Source organism: Cupriavidus sp. HPC(L), assembly GCF_000307735.3.
Classification (GTDB): domain Bacteria; phylum Pseudomonadota; class Gammaproteobacteria; order Burkholderiales; family Burkholderiaceae; genus Cupriavidus.
In genome coordinates this window covers 20,000-34,079 of sequence record NZ_AMPR02000179.1, presented here as the reverse complement: position 1 = coordinate 34,079, position 14,080 = coordinate 20,000, and the positions used below count along the sequence as shown (strand labels likewise).

The 14,080-nt window shown below is 68.4% G+C and carries 14 protein-coding genes; 8 read left to right on the top strand and 6 right to left on the bottom strand.

What is annotated here, in order from left to right; genetic code table 11:
• A partial coding sequence (locus B551_RS11970) for a LysR family transcriptional regulator (RefSeq protein ID WP_023264161.1) occupies positions 1-885 on the bottom strand: 885 nt, incomplete at its 3' end.
• Positions 886-1,054: 169 nt separating this feature from the next.
• Between B551_RS11970 and B551_RS11965 the strand changes: the two genes are divergently transcribed.
• Positions 1,055-1,477, top strand: a complete 423-nt coding sequence (locus B551_RS11965; RefSeq protein ID WP_006577938.1) for a VOC family protein — start codon at positions 1,055-1,057, stop codon at positions 1,475-1,477.
• Positions 1,478-1,533: 56 nt separating this feature from the next.
• On the opposite strand, the gene B551_RS11960 is transcribed toward B551_RS11965, so the two are convergent.
• On the bottom strand, positions 1,534-2,427 hold the full coding sequence (locus tag B551_RS11960; protein ID WP_006577939.1) for a LysR family transcriptional regulator: 894 nt from the start codon (positions 2,425-2,427) through the stop codon (positions 1,534-1,536).
• Positions 2,428-2,571: 144 nt separating this feature from the next.
• Here B551_RS11960 and B551_RS11955 point away from each other — a divergent pair, with 144 nt between their 5' ends.
• The 3 genes from B551_RS11955 to B551_RS11945 all read left to right on the top strand — a co-directional run bounded on the left by B551_RS11955 (position 2,572) and on the right by B551_RS11945 (position 4,768).
• Positions 2,572-3,489, top strand: coding sequence for an NmrA family NAD(P)-binding protein (locus B551_RS11955; RefSeq protein WP_006577940.1), 918 nt, complete (start codon positions 2,572-2,574; stop codon positions 3,487-3,489).
• Between the two features lie 121 nt (positions 3,490-3,610).
• Positions 3,611-3,982 (top strand): hypothetical protein, encoded by a 372-nt coding sequence (locus B551_RS11950; RefSeq protein WP_006577941.1) that lies wholly within the window; start codon positions 3,611-3,613, stop codon positions 3,980-3,982.
• Between the two features lie 270 nt (positions 3,983-4,252).
• A complete protein-coding gene (locus tag B551_RS11945) occupies positions 4,253-4,768 on the top strand; it encodes a hypothetical protein (RefSeq protein ID WP_006577942.1) in 516 nt (171 codons plus the stop codon).
• A gap of 18 nt (positions 4,769-4,786) precedes the next feature.
• Here the strand turns inward: B551_RS11945 and B551_RS25150 are convergent, their stop codons facing one another.
• Both B551_RS25150 and B551_RS11935 read right to left on the bottom strand, forming a co-directional pair.
• Entirely contained in the window at positions 4,787-5,797 is a 1,011-nt protein-coding gene (locus tag B551_RS25150) for a hypothetical protein (protein WP_157071966.1), read from the bottom strand.
• 28 nt (positions 5,798-5,825) lie between these two features.
• The gene (locus B551_RS11935) at positions 5,826-6,983 is read right to left on the bottom strand and encodes an acyl-CoA dehydrogenase family protein (RefSeq protein WP_006577944.1); all 1,158 of its coding nucleotides are present in this window, start codon (positions 6,981-6,983) and stop codon (positions 5,826-5,828) included.
• A 244-nt stretch (positions 6,984-7,227) separates the two neighbouring features.
• Between B551_RS11935 and B551_RS11930 the strand changes: the two genes are divergently transcribed.
• Complete coding sequence (locus B551_RS11930) at positions 7,228-8,151, top strand: LysR family transcriptional regulator (RefSeq protein ID WP_043439104.1); 924 nt, start codon at positions 7,228-7,230, stop codon at positions 8,149-8,151.
• 43 nt (positions 8,152-8,194) lie between these two features.
• Here B551_RS11930 and B551_RS11925 read toward each other — a convergent pair whose 3' ends face one another.
• Complete coding sequence (locus B551_RS11925; RefSeq protein WP_006577946.1) at positions 8,195-9,205, bottom strand: LacI family DNA-binding transcriptional regulator; 1,011 nt, start codon at positions 9,203-9,205, stop codon at positions 8,195-8,197.
• 283 nt (positions 9,206-9,488) lie between these two features.
• On the opposite strand from B551_RS11925, the gene B551_RS11920 reads away from it, so the two are divergent.
• The 3 genes from B551_RS11920 to garD all read left to right on the top strand — a co-directional run bounded on the left by B551_RS11920 (position 9,489) and on the right by garD (position 13,258).
• Complete coding sequence (locus B551_RS11920) at positions 9,489-10,625, top strand: mandelate racemase/muconate lactonizing enzyme family protein (RefSeq protein WP_023264160.1); 1,137 nt, start codon at positions 9,489-9,491, stop codon at positions 10,623-10,625.
• 85 nt (positions 10,626-10,710) lie between these two features.
• The gene (locus B551_RS11915) at positions 10,711-11,670 is read left to right on the top strand and encodes a tripartite tricarboxylate transporter substrate binding protein (protein WP_006577947.1); all 960 of its coding nucleotides are present in this window, start codon (positions 10,711-10,713) and stop codon (positions 11,668-11,670) included.
• A 25-nt stretch (positions 11,671-11,695) separates the two neighbouring features.
• A complete protein-coding gene (garD, locus tag B551_RS11910; RefSeq protein ID WP_006577948.1) occupies positions 11,696-13,258 on the top strand; it encodes a galactarate dehydratase in 1,563 nt (520 codons plus the stop codon).
• Here the strand turns inward: garD and eutC are convergent.
• Positions 13,236-14,021 carry an ethanolamine ammonia-lyase subunit EutC gene (gene eutC, locus B551_RS11905; protein ID WP_023264158.1) on the bottom strand — a complete coding sequence of 262 codons (786 nt, stop codon included), beginning with the start codon at positions 14,019-14,021 and terminating at the stop codon, positions 13,236-13,238. The two genes, garD and eutC, sit on opposite strands and share 23 nt — an antisense overlap.
• Positions 14,022-14,080: the final 59 nt, after the last annotated feature.

Here is a 14,080-nt window from a genome sequence, read left to right as displayed (position 1 = left end):
CCCCCCCCGCCGCCCCCGCCACTGGCGCGCCGCGAGGACGAAGGCGTCGATCAGCGCCGCGGTCGGCGCCCGCGACAGCGCCGAGGGCCGCGCCAGCACGCCGACCTCGCGATGGATCGGCCGGCCCGGCAACGGCTCGGCCTGGACGTTCGGGCATTGCGCCAGCGGCAGCAGATCGGCCGGTACGATCGCGCAGCCCAGCCCCTGGTCGACCATCTGCAGGATCACCGCCGGCTCGTCGAGCTCCATGCCCTCGTCGACGCGCAGCCGATGGCGCTTCAGGTACCGGTCGACCAGATGTCCGCCAGCCGAATGCCGGTTGTAGCGGATGAAGGGCAGCGCACCGAGCATCGCTTTCAGCTCGCGTGGCGCACCGCGCGGCGCGATCGCGACGAAGAGCTCGCTCAGCAAGGGCAGCCATTTGAGCTCGGCCGGAATGCCGAGCCGGGGCTTGATCATCACCGCGACCTCGAGTTCGCGCGCGTCGACCTGGGTCAGCAACTGCGTCGACATGCCGGGCACGATGTTGACGTGGGTCTTCGGGTAATCGGCGCGAAAGCGCTGCATCGCCTTCGGCAGCAGCGTCGATTGCACCGTCGATACCGCGCCCAGGTCGATCGGCGTCAGCGCGGGGGCCGCATGCGCCTGCCCCTTCATCGACTCGTAGAGTTCGACGAAGCGGACCGCCTCGGGCAGCAGCTTGCGCCCCTGCTCGCTGAGCGTCACCGATTTGCCGGTGCGGTCGAACAGCGCGCAACCCAGGTCCTCCTCCAGCCGCCGTATCTGCGTGCTGACCGCCGACTGCGTCAGCGACAGCCGCACCGCGGCCGCGGAAAACGAAGCCGTCTCGGCGGCGACCAGGAAGGTGCGGAAGTAGCGGATCATGGCACGCGGCTCATCGCAAATGGATCATCGAAGGCCCATCGAAATCTCTGATACTCAGCGCAAAAATGATTCGCTTCATATCGCGACTTGTGCTGGGTAGAATTTCCGGGACCATACCACGACAGCGCGGCGCCGCAGACCGGCGCTCCCATTCCACAAAGGTCCTTATATGCAATCCATTCCCCTGTTCCACCTGGCGTTCCCCGTGCACGACCTGGCGGAGGCCCGGCGTTTCTATGGCGATCTGCTCGGCTGCCCCGAGGGCCGCAGCTCCGACAGCTGGGTGGACTTCAATTTCTACGGCCATCAGGTGGTCGCGCACCTGGCGCCCGAGGAGACCGGGCATCGCTCGACCAGCGCGGTCGATGGCGACGACGTGCCGGTGCGCCATTTCGGCGCGATCCTGTCGATGGCGCAATGGGAAGCGCTGGCCGACAAGCTGCGCGCGGCCAACATCAAGTTCGTGATCGAACCGCATGTGCGATTCAAGGGCCAGGTTGGCGAACAGGCCACGATGTTCTTCCTCGATCCGTCGGGCAACGCGCTCGAGTTCAAGGCCTTCGGCGATATCGGTCAGGTCTTCGCGAAGTAGGGACTGCCGCCCTGCGCTGCCGTCCGCCGGCACTGCAACGCCATAGCGCTGCAACGCTATAACGACAAGCCGCCCAGATGGTCCGTCAGCAGATCGATGAAGGCCCGCGTCTTGGCCGGAATCGCGCGCGCCGCGGGCCATACCGCCTGCACCGGGATCGGCGGCGCCTCGAAGCGGTCTAGCACGGTCACGAGGCGCCGCTGCTCGAGCAGATGCCGCACCTGCCATAGCGGGCCGAAGCCGATACCGAGGCCCAGCGCCACCGCCTCGTTGACCGCCGCGGTGCTGCCCGCACGCAGCCTGCCCTCGACCGGATAACGACGCTGCTTGCCGTCGACCAGGAACGGCCAGCGCGCATCGTTGCCCTCGCCGCTGCGCACGACGCAGCGATGCGCGGCCAGTTCGCGCGGGTGCGCCGGCACGCCGTGGCGCGCCACATAGCTGCGCGAGCAGAATGCCACGCGCCGCAGCATCGCCAGCCGGCGCGCCTTCAAGCTGTCGTCGGTCACCTCGCCGATCCGCACGGCCAGGTCCAGCCCTTGCGCGCGCAGATCGGTGAATGCGTCGCTGACCGTCAACTCCACCTCCACGCGCGGATGCCGCTCCATATAGCGGGCGATCACCGGCACGACATACGCCGGCGCAAACAGCACCGGCGCACTGACCCGCAGCGTCCCGGACGCGGACGAACTGAGGCTCGACGCGACATCCCACGCCTCGCTCAGCTCGGCCATTGCCGGCGCGACGCGATGGCGGAACGCCTCGCCGGCCTCGGTCAGCTGACAGCTGCGGGTGGTTCGCTGGACCAGTTGCACGCCGAGGCTGCGCTCGAGCAGCGATAGCGAACGGCTGACCGACTGCAGCGAGCGGCCCAGATGCCGGGCGGCCTTGCTCAGGCTGCCGTGCTCGGCGATGGCCAGGAAGGTCAGGATGTCGGACACGCGGTCCATCGGCGCTCCACGTCTGAATGGGAAGATCGTCGCCCGGGATTCTCTCGATTTGTGGAAGAGAGAATCTTCGGGAGCCCGTATTCTCCTCCGATTCGGAACTCCCTATCGTGTCCGGATCATTCATCACGAACGAGGAGAAACACCGTGACATCGATCGCGACAGCAACGCATTCGACCGAGGCCGCCGCGGCGCGCCGCGTGCTGGTCGTCGGCGCCGCCGGACGATTTGCCGGCCTGGTTCCGCAGGCGCTGCGGGACAGGGGCGTGACCGTACGCGGATTGGTCCGCGATGCGGGACGCTCCGCCGTCGCGCTGGCCAATGGCACCGACGAGGTCGCGGTCGGCGACCTGCGCTCGCCACAAGCGCTGGCGGCCGCGCTGGACGGCGTCGATGGCGTGTTCTACATCGGCCCCGCCTTCGCGCCCGACGAATCGCAACTGGGCGTCAACATGGTCCACGCAGCGCGGCGTGCCGGTGTGCGCCGCTTCGTGTTCTCGTCGGTGATCCAGCCGACCGACGTCACGCTGGCCAACCACGCCAGCAAGATTCCGGTCGAACAGGCGCTGTTCGATTCGGGCCTGCAGTTCACCGTGCTGCAGCCCGCGAATTTCTACCAGAACCTGCTCGGCGCATGGGCGGGCGTCCTGGCCGGGGGCGTCTTCGCCGAGCCCTATCCGGTCGACGTGCCGGTAGCCCGCGTCGACTACCGCGATGTCGCCGAGGTTGCCGCGATGGCGCTGACGACCGACCGGCTGGCTTATGGCTGCTTCGAACTGACCGGCGAGCCGGGGCTCACGCGCGCGCAGATCGCCGCGATGATGGGCGACGCGCTGGGACGGCCCGTCGCCGCCGGCGAGATCGACTTCGAGCGATGGGCGGCGCGCCTGCCGCTCGACTACAGCGCGGCGCAATGGGACCTGCTGCGCAAGATCCACGAACACTACGCATCCCATGGATTGCGCGCCAATACGCTGGTGCTGCAGGCGATCCTGGGGCGGCCGCCGAGGTCGATGCAGGCGTTCTTGCGTGAGCTCGCCGGCAGCACGGCCAGGGCGGCGTAGACAGTTGGCCGCGACGCCCACGCACCGTGCGTTGCGGCCCCGATGTTGAGACACCTTCTGCTTGCCGGGTGACCCCAAGGACTGTATATTTGTACAGTCCTTGATCGCCACGGAGGTAAGCATGTCAATCGCACGAGCCGGCAGCAAGAACGAGGCCCTGCGTCTGCTGGCCGCCCGTGAGGTTCTGGCGCTGGAGCTGGACTATGAAACGGGTTGGCAGGACGCCGTCGAACTGGGCCGGCTGGGGGAAAAACGCGGCATCCGCGTCCAGTACCGCGGCCAGGAAAGCATCGCGGTGCGCTCGCACGACGCCCTGATCGAAGGGCTCGCCAAACCCAAGACCACGTTCCGTCAGCGCAATCTCTATTGCCTGTTCGATCTCGGCGCCATTCCGGACCAGCAGCTGCATGAGCTGGAAGCGCGCGCCAGCCGCCTCGGCGACTACATCCTGGCCGGTCATCTGCTGCGCGAGGTCGATGCCTTCTGGCATTGAGACGGCATTGAAACGGCAATGAGACGCCATCGAGGCGTGACACAGGCGTGACGCAAGCGGGTTCCTGCGACGCCGTGTCGCAGCCTCGGCAATCTCGCCAAAGCCGCCGCTTTACCCGAAGATCCACCAAATACTTTCGTCAGGTTTTCGAAAGAAGGCGGTAACCGGGCAACGCACGATGGTGCCCCCGATCGCAGGCACGGTTCGTCCAGCGTCAGTCCAGCGAGCGGTAACGATCAGGCCAAAACACAACAGGAGACTCGCGACACCATGTCAGCCAACCTGTACGACGCCAAGGAACCGCTGCTGCGCTGTCTGCAAGAGAATCTGGCCGGCTGGCATTCGGCCCTGGACCACGTTCTGTCGCAGTCCGGTATCTCGACGGCGGAATGGCATCTGCTGCAACACCTGGCACACCGCCAGCGCGTCGAACCCCACCACGTCACCGCCCCCTGCGCTTTGCCCTGGCTCCAGGCCGAGGAATTCGAGGCGATGGTCCGCAGCCTGTCGGACCAGGGATGGCTTGAACCGCAGCCCGGCCCCCATGCGGCGCAGCCGATTCCGGTCATCCGCTCGAGCGCCAGCCATCGGATGGACAAGCTGGGTCAGGCCGTCAAGGCGCTGCAATCGGTCTGGGTCTCGCCGCTGACCCTGGAAGAGCGCGGCATGATGATTACCTATCTGACCAAGATGCAACGCCAGCTCGAGCGGCTGGCGGCCCGCACCCCGGCAAACCGCGGCGGCCCGACGCGGGGCGCCGCGGACCGGCGGGTGCTGATCCGCTGAGTCGCCGGCCGCTGCGCACTACGCGCTGACGCCGGTGTTGGCGCTGACGCAGGCTCGGTATTGCGGCCAGAACGCGCGCGGTTGAGGGCAGACCGCATTGCACGGCAACTGCAGCAGGGTCAATCCGAACCGCCCCTCCCCGCCGTCTACCGCTCCCAACGACGTTTCCATCAGCTGGCCGGCGGCCGGCGCCTGGGCAAACCAGTCCGACATCGCCACGCGGCGTTCCTGGACGACGACAGCCGGCACAACATCATTCGACGTTTCCATCGCGCCCGGCGCCTCGCGCGCCGGCACCGCTTGCGCATCGACGCGCCAACCGGCCGAGCACGCCGTCTCGCTGAGCCAGCTGGCGCGCACCGTCCCGGCTTCGTCGAGCACCAGCACGGCCTTCTGCGCGGTACGCGCCAGCCAGCGCCGCGCGGCATGCAGCAGCGGCACCTGCAATTGCGAGGCAAAGGCGATCAGCACATCGCCATCGACATGGCCGGTCAGGCCGAGATGGCAGGCGGCGGCAGGCATCGTCAGCCGCGCCGCAAAGCTGTAGGCGCGCGCGGCCGGGCTGTCGTCATCGGCCAGCGAATACAGGCCGTCTTGCCGGCATTCGAACGCATCGGTATCGGCATGCTCGCCTCGCATCGCGTAGCAGGCGAGCAACCAGGCCTGGACGAAGCGGGCCTCGGACGAGCCCAGCGCCGCACGGTGCAGCAGCGTCCAGCCGCCGGCGCCGGTGCGATACAGCACGCCATCGATATCGCCGAGTTCCGCCGCCTGGACCGACACGATCGGATCGCGGCGGCCGAGGACTGCCGCTGCGCCAAGCGCCAGCGCTCCCACGTCGAGCGGTGCGGTCGGCGGCGTGGCGCAGCCCGCCCGCAGCGCGGCGATGATCGGGAAGCACGGCGGACGAGCCGGCTCGTCACCGGCCAATGCGAGATCGAGATGCGGGGCCCAGCCGTGCGCGCCGGCACCGGGAAGTGCGATCCCGGGTGCCGTGCCGGCAGGGCGGACGCGTTGAAGCTGTTTCATGCTTGAACCCTCCGCGCCCGGGCCGGCTTCAGTCGCGCAGCAGCTGCTTGGCGATGATCATTTGCTGGATCTGCGTGGTGCCTTCATACAGGCGCAGCAGACGGACGTCGCGATAGAAGCGTTCGGCCTTGTACTCGGCGATATAGCCGGCGCCGCCGTGGATCTGCACCGCGCGATCGGCCACGCGGCCCACCATCTCGGTACAGAACATCTTGACGCACGAGGCCAGCATGCTGACTTCGGGATCGCTCTTTCCCGGCTCCTTGGCGTCGTAGCGCTGGGCGCAATCGCGCACCATCGACAGGCCCGCGTAGAGCTCGGCCTGGCTGTCGGCCAGCATGCCCTGGATCAGCTGGAATTCGCCGATCGGGCGGCCGAACTGCTTGCGGTCCTTCGCGTAGGCCACCGCGTCGGTCAGCAGCCGGTGCGCCATGCCGCAGGCCAGCGCCGAGATATGCAGGCGGCCGCGATCGAGCACCTTCATCGCGGTCTTGAAGCCCACGCCCGGCACGCCGCCGATGATGTTGGCGGCCGGCACGCGCACGTTCTCCAGCACCACGTCGCAGGTCTTGGTGCCGCGCTGGCCCATCTTCTTGTCGGGCTTGCCCAGCGAGATCCCCGGCGTGTCGGCCGGCACGATGAAGGCCGAGATACCCGATGCCCCCGGGCCGCCGGTGCGCGCCATCAGCGTGAAGGCGCCGGCGCGCGGCGCATTGGTGATGAAGCGCTTGGTGCCGTTGATCACATAGTGATCGCCGTCCAGTTCGGCCTTGGTCTGCAGCGAGGCCGCGTCCGAGCCCGCATTCGGCTCGGTCAGCGCGAACGAGATGACCAGCTCGCCGCTGGCGATGCGCGGCAGATAGTTCTGCTTCTGCTCCTCGGTGCCATCCATCAGGATGCCCTGCGAGCCGATGCCGACGTTGGTGCCGAACACCGAGCGGAAGGCGAGCGCGGTATGGCCAAGGTCATAGACCACATCGCATTCCTGCGACATCGACAGCCCGATGCCGCCGTAGTTTTCGGGGATCGAGATGCCGAACAGGCCCATCTCCTTCATGTCGGCCACGATGTCGGCCGGCACGTCGTCCGTTTCCTCGAGGATGTCCTCGGCGGGCTTCAGGCGCTCTTCGATGAAGCGCTGCACCGAGGCGCGCAGCAGGGAAAACGATTCGGTGTCCAGGGTCATGGCGGTCTCCGTGGGAGTGCGAAGGGAGGAAGGGTGGCGGCCCCGGCCGGCGACGGCGCGAGCGGCTGCCGAGCCGACAGTGCGGGCGGATGGCCGTCATGGTACGCCGCCCCCGGATTTTGACAATCCACGCCGGCTTGGACAGAATGGACAGCCATACTTGACAATCCTGCGGCAAGCGCCACCGTTGCGGCGCGTAACTTGACCGTCCTCGTCCCTTCCGCCCTCCCACTGCTTCGCCATGATGGATCTGAACGCCCTGCGCCTGTTCGTCGATATCGTCGACGCGGGCAACCTGTCCGCCGCCGCGCGCAAGCTGAAGATGACGCGCGCCAACGTCAGCTACCGGCTCAAGGCGCTCGAGGAAGAGCTCGGCGTGCAGTTACTGCGCCGGACCACGCGCCATGTCGAACCGACCCCAGTGGGCGCCGGCCTCTACGAACACGGGCGCAACATCCTGGCCGAGGTTGCCGCGGCTGATGCGCTGATCACCAATATGGGCAAGACGCTGCAGGGCCACGTGCGGCTGTCGGTGCCGACCGGCCTGGGACACGCGCTGCTGTCGCCGCTGCTGGTGCAGTTCAAGCACCGCTACCCGGACATCACGCTCGACGTGGTGTTCGACAACCGCATCCACAACCTGGTCTCCGAGGACGTCGAGGTCGCGCTGCGGATCATCTCGACGCCGCCCGATTCGGTGGTGGCCACCGAGATCGGCGAGGTCGACTGGGTGGTTTGCGCCTCGTCGGCCTACCTTGCCGCGCAGCCGGCCCCGCAAGCACTGGCCGATCTGCAGCGCCATGCGATCGTCTGCGCATCGCCGGTCGGGCAGAAGCTGAAGGCCTTCGGCACGCGCGCCGGCGAGGACCAGCGCGAGCAGGTCGCGCTGGAACCGACGCTCAGTTCGGAGAATTTCGCCTTCCTGAAGGAGGCCGTGCTGGGCGACGTCGGCATCGGCATCTTTCCGCTGTATGCGATCGGCCGCGAGCTCGCCGCGGGCCTGCTGACGCCGGTATTGCGCGACTATCGCATCAGCGTGTTCGGCAGCCGGCTCTATATGCTGACGCTGCCGAACCGCTACCAGACCATGGCGACGCGATGCCTGCTGACGTTCCTGAAGGGCGAACTGCAGGCGATCTGGCCGCGCCTGGGCGCGGCGCAGCGATGACGCGCTGAAGCGGCGCGTTGCAGCGTGCGCGCTGGGCGAACCTTCAGTCCGGCCCGCCCGTCGACGCGCGCTCGATCACGCGAAACCCGACGTCGACGACGCGCGGCTCCACCGGCAGCCCCTTGCACTTGTCCAGGATCAGCCGCGCCGCGGTCGCGCCGATGTGCGCGGCGTCGACCTGGACCGTGGTCAGCGACGGCGCCATGTGGGCGGACGCCTCGGCATCGCCGAAACCGCAGACCGCCAGATCCTCGGGAACGCGCAAGCCCCGCGCCTGCGCTTCGACCAGCACGCCCTGCGCCAACTGGTCCGAACTGCAGCAGATCGCCTGCAGGCCCGGGGCCTTGTCCAGCAGTTCGGCCAGCGCGCGCCGCCCCAACGGCAGATTGCTCGGTGCCGGCACGACCGCGGTCGGCACTGGCCGGCCGAAGGTCGACACGAAGGCCTCCGAGCGGATCCGCGCGCGCCGGTCGTCGCCGGTGGCGATGCCCACGCGCTGCCAGCCCTTGGCGAGGAAATAGCCGGCCACCGCGCTGCCGACCTTGACGTGCGAAAAACCGACCGCCATGTCCACCGGCCGGTCGCTCAGTTCCCAGGTCTCGACGACCGGAATGCCCGACTGCCGCAGCCGCTCGCGCGCCGCCTCGGACTGGATCAGCCCGGTGACGACGATGCCGTCCGGGCGCCGGCCGATCATCGCGTTGAGCAGCGCTTCTTCACGCGAATCGTCGTAGCTGCTCTGCCCGAGGATCAGGTGGTAGCCGGCCGCCTCCAGCGTCTCGGTCAATGCCTTGATGGTCGGCAGGAATTGCGTCACGGCGATATCGGGCACGACGGCCGCCACCATCAGGCTGCGCCGCGACTTCAGTCCGCCGGCGATCAGGTTCGGGATATAGCCGACCGCGTCGGCCGCCTGCTGCACGCGTTCGATCGTCTTGGCCGACACCATGCCGGGATTGCTCAGTGCGCGGGAGGCGGTGATCAGCGACACGCCGGCCGCGCGGGCGACGTCATGCAGGGTGACGGACTTGTTCTGCGCTTTGGTGGTGGCCACGTCAGGTCTCGGGTCGGGGCAAACGGATGGCAACGGATGGCAACGGATGCGGTGGACGGCCGGGTTCGGGAAAGCCATGAGTCGGCATCGCGGCGAAGCGCGTTGACAGCGCCGATATGACAACGTTAGCATTTCGCCGAAACGTGCCCGTCCCTGTCACGCCGCATCGCAAAATCCCGGTGCACGGCGCCCGACATTGTAACGGGCTTCATTTGGCACCGGAATGACAACGTTATCATTTCGATCCGACAACGATACCCTGCCGCCGAACGAAAGACAGCTTATGACCTCCACCGCCGACCGCATCGCCTGGATCCGCCTGTCCAGCTGCTATCTGCCGCTGGCCACCCCGATCAGCGACGCCAAGGTGCTGACGGGCCGCCAGAAGCCGATGACCGAGGTCGCGATCCTGTTCGCCGAAATCGCGACGGCGGACGGCCGCGAGGGAGTGGGCTTCAGCTATGCGAAGCGCGCCGGCGGTCCCGGCCAGTACGCCCACGCCTGCGAGCTGGCGCCGACGCTGCTCGGCGAAGACCCCAGCGATATCGCGCGGCTGTGGGACAAGCTGTGCTGGGCCGGCGCCTCGGTCGGGCGCAGCGGCATGGCGACGCAGGCGATCGGCGCCTTCGACGTCGCGTTGTGGGACCTGAAGGCGCGCCGCGCGGGCCTGTCGCTGGCCAAGCTGCTCGGCGCGCAGCGCGATGCGGTGCGCTGCTACAACACCTCGGGCGGCTTCCTGCATACGCCGCTCGATCAGCTGTTGATCAACGCCGCGGCCTCGGTGGAACGCGGCATCGGCGGCATCAAGCTGAAGGTCGGCCAGCCGGACGGCGCGCGCGACCTCGAACGGGTCGGGGCGGTGCGCAAGCATCTGGGCGACGCGGTGCCGCTGATGGTCGACGCCAACCAGCAATGGGACCGCCCCACCGCGCAGCGCATGTGCCGGACGCTGGAGCCGTTCCAACTGGTCTGGATCGAGGAGCCGCTGGACGCCTACGACCACGAGGGCCACGCCGCGCTGGCCGCGCAGTTCGATACCCCGATCGCCACCGGCGAGATGCTGACCAGCGCCGCCGAACACTGGGACCTGATCCGCCACCGCGCCGCCGACTACCTGATGCCCGACGCCCCGCGCGTGGGGGGCATCACGCCCTTCCTGAAGGTCGCCGCGCTGGCCGAGCACGCCGGGCTGATGCTGGCCCCGCATTTCGCGATGGAGCTGCACATTCACCTGGCGGCGGCGTATCCACGCGAGCCGTGGGTCGAGCATTTCGACTGGCTCGAGCCGCTGTTCAACGAGCGGCTGGAAATCCGCGATGGCCGCATCGTCGTGCCGACGCGGCCCGGCCTCGGTGTCTCGATCAGCGAGCAGGCGCGCGCATGGACGCGGGCACAGACGGAATTCGGCGCTCGCCCATAAGGGCGGCCCGCCAACGGAACACAGGCCGGCGCCCAAGACCGGCCGATGCATGACAAGCGAGAGACCCACCCTCAAGGAGACACAGATGAAACGCCTGATCGCCACGCTGGCCTTCGGCCTCGCCACCACGCTGTCCGCCCATGCCGCCTGGCCCGACAAGCCGGTCACGATGGTCGTGCCCTTTCCCGCCGGCGGCTCGACCGACGTGATCGCCCGCATCGTCGGCGCCAAGCTGCAGGAACAGACCGGCGCCAGCTTCGTGGTCGAGAACAAGCCCGGCGCGGCCGGCGCGATCGGCGCCAGCTTCGTCAAGCGCGCGGCACCGGACGGCTACACGCTGCTCGTGTCCTCGCTCGGTCCACTGGTCATCGCCCCGCATCTGATCAAGAGCACGCCGTACGATCCGGCCCGCGATTTCGACTACATCTCGGTGGCGGTGCAGGCGCCGAACATCCTGGCGGTACCGGCCAACTCGCGCTTCCAGACGCTGCAGGAGGTGGTCGCGTTCCTGAAGGCCAATCCGGGCAAGCTGACCTTCGCCTCGGCCGGCAACGGCACCAGCGACCACCTGACCGCCGAGCTGTTCTGGCAGCAGACCGGCACCAGTGGCACGCATGTCCCGTACAAGGGCGGCGCGCCGGCGATGAACGATCTGATCGGCGGGCAGGTCGATGCGACCTTCATGAACATCAACACGGCGATGCCGCAGGTCAGGGCCGGCAAGATCCGCGCGCTGGCGATCACCAGCACGCAACGCTCGCCGGTACTGCCATCGGTACCGACCATGGACGAGGCCGGGATCAGGAACCTGGTCGTCTACTCGTGGCAGGCAGTGGCCGCGCCCAAGGGGCTGCCCGCCGATGTCCGCGAGCGGCTGCACAAGGGCATCGTCGCCGGGCTGAACGACCCCGCGGTCAGGAACAGGCTGCTCGAGGTCGGCTTCGAGATCGTCGGCAACACACCCGAACAGTTCACCCGCTTCCAGGCCGCCGAATCGGCCCGATGGAAGCACGTCATCGAAACCGGAAAGATCACCGCCGACTGACGGCGGCCCAGGAGATAAGCTCATGATGCAAACGGCGAGCCGCAGCGCCGGCCAACCGCTCTATATCCGCATGCACGACGCCGACAACGTCGCCATCGTCGCCAACGATGGCGGCCTGCCGGCCGGCACCACCTTCCCGTGCGGATTGCAACTGGTCGAGGCGGTGCCGCAGGGCCACAAGGTCGCGCTGGTCGATCTCCACGAAGGCGCGCCGGTGCTGCGCTACAACGTCGTCATCGGCTACACCGTGAAGCCGCTGCCACGCGGCAGCTGGGTCAACGAGCGCGTGCTGCGGATGCCGTCCGCACCGGAACTCGACGCGCTGCCGATCGCCAGCCGCGTGCCGGCCGAGTTGCCGCCGCTCGAGGGCTACACCTTCGAGGGCTATCGCAATGCCGACGGCTCGGTCGGCACGCGCAACATCCTGGCGATCACGACGACGGTGCAGTGCGTGGCCGGCGTGGTCGACTTCGCGGTGCGCCGAATCAAGGCCGAGCTGCTGCCGCGCTACCCGAACGTCGACGACGTGGTGGCGCTGGAACACAGCTATGGCTGCGGCGTGGCCATCGACGCGCCCGATGCGGTGATCCCGATCCGAACGATCCGCAACCTGGCGCTCAATCCGAACTTCGGCGGCGAGGTGATGATCGTCAGCCTCGGCTGCGAGAAGCTGCAGCCGACGCGACTGATCGAGTCCGGCACGATCCCGCTGCAGATCGAAGGCGGCGCACCGGACGTGGTGTGCCTGCAGGACGAGCGCCATGTGGGCTTCGGCTCGATGATCGATTCGATCCTGAAGACGGCCGAGCGCCATCTGCAGCGGCTGAATGCGCGCCGGCGCGAGACGTGCCCGGCTTCCGAACTCGTTGTCGGCGTGCAGTGCGGCGGCAGCGATGCGTTTTCTGGCGTCACCGCCAATCCCGCGGTCGGCTTTGCCACCGACCTGCTGGTGCGCGCCGGCGCCACCGTGATGTTCTCCGAGGTCACCGAGGTGCGCGACGGCATCGACCAGCTGACCGCACGCGCCGCCACGCCCGAGGTCGCGCAAGCGATGATCGAGCAGATGGCCTGGTACGACGATTACCTCAGCAAGGGCCGCGTCGACCGCAGCGCGAACACGACGCCGGGCAACAAGAAGGGCGGCCTGTCGAACATCGTCGAGAAGGCGATGGGCTCGATCGTCAAGTCGGGCACCGGGCCGATCCACGGCGTGGTGGCGCCCGGCGAGAAGGCCAGGCAGAAGGGCCTGCTCTATGCGGCAACGCCGGCCAGCGACTTCATCTGCGGCACGCTGCAGCTGGCCGCCGGCATCAACCTGCATGTGTTCACCACGGGCCGCGGCACGCCGTACGGACTGGCCGAAGTCCCGGTGATCAAGGTCGCCACGCGCAGCGACCTGGCGCGCCGCTGGCACGACCTGATGGACATCGACGCCGGCAGGATCGCGACCGGCGAGGCCACCATCGAAGAGGTCGGCTGGCAGCTGTTCCACACGATGCTCGAGATTGCCAGCGGCCGCAAGTCGTATGCCGAGCAGTGGAAGCTGCAGAACGCGCTGGTGCTGTTCAATCCGGCGCCGGTGACCTGAGCGCGGCGGCCTCGCCGGCGCCGAGCGCGCCGCTGTCCTCCTTGAGCCGCACGCCGCTGCAGCACAGCGCCACCGCGCCGCGCAGCAGCCACGCCAGCCGATCGGCCGCCTGCGGGTACGGCAGCCCTTCCGGGCGCACGTTCGAGATGCAGTTGCGCTGCGCGTCGGTGCGGCCGGGATGGGGGTCGTAGGTCAGATAGATGCCCAGGCTGTCGGGGGAACTGAGGCCGGGGCGCTCGCCGATCAGCATCACGACCTGCCGCGCGCGCAGCAGCTCGCCGATTTCGTCGCCGAGGGCCACGCGCGACTGCTCGGCGATCGCGACCGGGCCGATCCGCCAGTCGGGCAGCCGCTCGCGCACCGCGCGCAGCACCGGCACCGCATGGCGCTGCGCCGCCTGTGCCGACAGGCCGTCGGCGATCACGAAGGCCACGTCGCACGGCTCGCCCGCTGCCTGGCGCAACCGCTCGCGGCTGTGCTCGTCCAGCCGGCGGCCCAGATCGGGGCGGCGCAGGTACTGCGCGCGGTCCGCCGCGGCGCTATGGACCCCTAGATGAGCAAACCCTGCCTCGTCCAGCGCCGCCTTGACGGTCTCGCACGACAACGGCTGGTGCACCGCGTCGCGCGCCTGCGCATGGGCCAGGCCGAACGCGAGGACCGCGTCGGTGGGTTGGCTGTGCCCGGCGCGGCCGAGCGCGATGCGCGCCGAGGTGAACTGGCGCAGCCGTTGCCAGGGATGGGGCGGGGCGAGGGTCGAAGGCATCGATCGCTCCTGAATGGGCCTGAATGGGCCTGAATGATCCTGAATGGGCTTGAATGGGC